The sequence below is a fragment of the Arthrobacter sp. GAS37 genome (assembly GCF_044908325.1).
GTDB lineage: Bacteria > Actinomycetota > Actinomycetes > Actinomycetales > Micrococcaceae > Arthrobacter > Arthrobacter ramosus.
The window spans coordinates 1-1,298 of sequence record NZ_JBIYDB010000094.1 but is presented as its reverse complement, the minus strand read 5'-3'; the positions used below and the strand labels follow the sequence as shown (position 1 = coordinate 1,298).

The window sequence follows — 1,298 nt, the reverse complement described above, 5'->3', positions numbered from 1 at the left end:
TTCGCCGCGGTCGGGAACAAACTCCGGGCCGAAGGCCGCCTGGCAGCCGCCGCGGAAGGCTCCGCGGAGGGACCGTTGGCCGGGACCCTGACCCTGACCGGCGGGTGCGGGGGCATGGGCGGGGCGCAGCCTTTGGCCGTGACCCTGAACGACGGGGCCTGCCTGATCGTGGACGTGGACGAGTCCCGGCTGCGCCGCCGCGTCGGCAAACGCTACCTGGACGAGGTCGAAACCGACCTGGACGCCGCGATCGCCAAGGTCCAGAAGGCCAAGGACGAGCGCCGCGGCTGGTCCGTCGGCTATGTCGGCAACGCCGCCGAGGTCTTCCCGGAACTGCTGGCCCGCCACCGGGCCGGGGAAATCAGCATCGACGTCGTGACCGACCAGACCTCCGCGCACGACCCGTTGTCCTACCTGCCCGAGGGCATCACCGTGGCCGAGTGGCACACCGAGGCCGAGGCCGACCCGGAAGGGTTCACGAAGAAGGCCCAGGCCTCCATGGCCAAGCACGTCCAGGCCATGGTCGAGTTCCAGGACGCCGGCGCCGAGGTCTTCGACTACGGCAACTCCATCCGCGACGAAGCCCGCAAGGGCGGCTATGACCGGGCCTTCGAGTTCCCCGGCTTCGTCCCGGCCTACATCCGGCCCCTGTTCTGCGAGGGCCTGGGCCCGTTCCGCTGGGTCGCGCTTTCCGGTGACCCCGAAGACATCGCCGTGACCGACAAGGCCATCAAGGAACTCTTCCCGGAGAACACCCACCTGCACAAATGGCTCGACGCGGCACAGGAACGGGTCGAATTCGAAGGCCTCCCGGCGAGGATCTGCTGGCTGGGCTACGGCGAACGCGCCAAGGCCGGGCTGCTCTTCAACCAGCTCGTGGCCGAAGGCAAGGTCAAGGCCCCCATCGTGATCGGCCGGGACCACCTGGACTCCGGCTCCGTGGCCTCCCCCTACCGGGAAACCGAGTCCATGAAGGACGGCTCCGACGCGATCGCCGACTGGCCCCTGCTGAACGCCCTGACCGCCGCCTCCTCCGGCGCCACCTGGGTCTCCATCCACCACGGCGGCGGCGTGGGCATCGGCCGCTCCATCCACACCGGACAGGTCTCCGTCGCCGACGGCACCGAGCTCGCCGCCCGGAAACTCGAACGCCTCCTCACCAACGACCCCGGCATGGGCGTCATCCGCCACGCCGACGCCGGCTACGACCGCGCCATCGAAGTCGCCCACGAACGCGGCGTCCGCATCCCCATGGAAGAAACCCGCTAACCAGACCCGACAACCCCAACTAGCTCGCA

The 1,298-nt window shown here is 69.6% G+C and carries 1 protein-coding gene; it reads left to right on the top strand.

What is annotated here, in order from left to right:
• Window positions 1–1,269, top strand: a 1,269-nt coding sequence (locus ABH924_RS24820; RefSeq protein WP_404503198.1) for a urocanate hydratase, incomplete at its 5' end; no start/stop codon positions are given.
• Window positions 1,270–1,298: the final 29 nt, after the last annotated feature.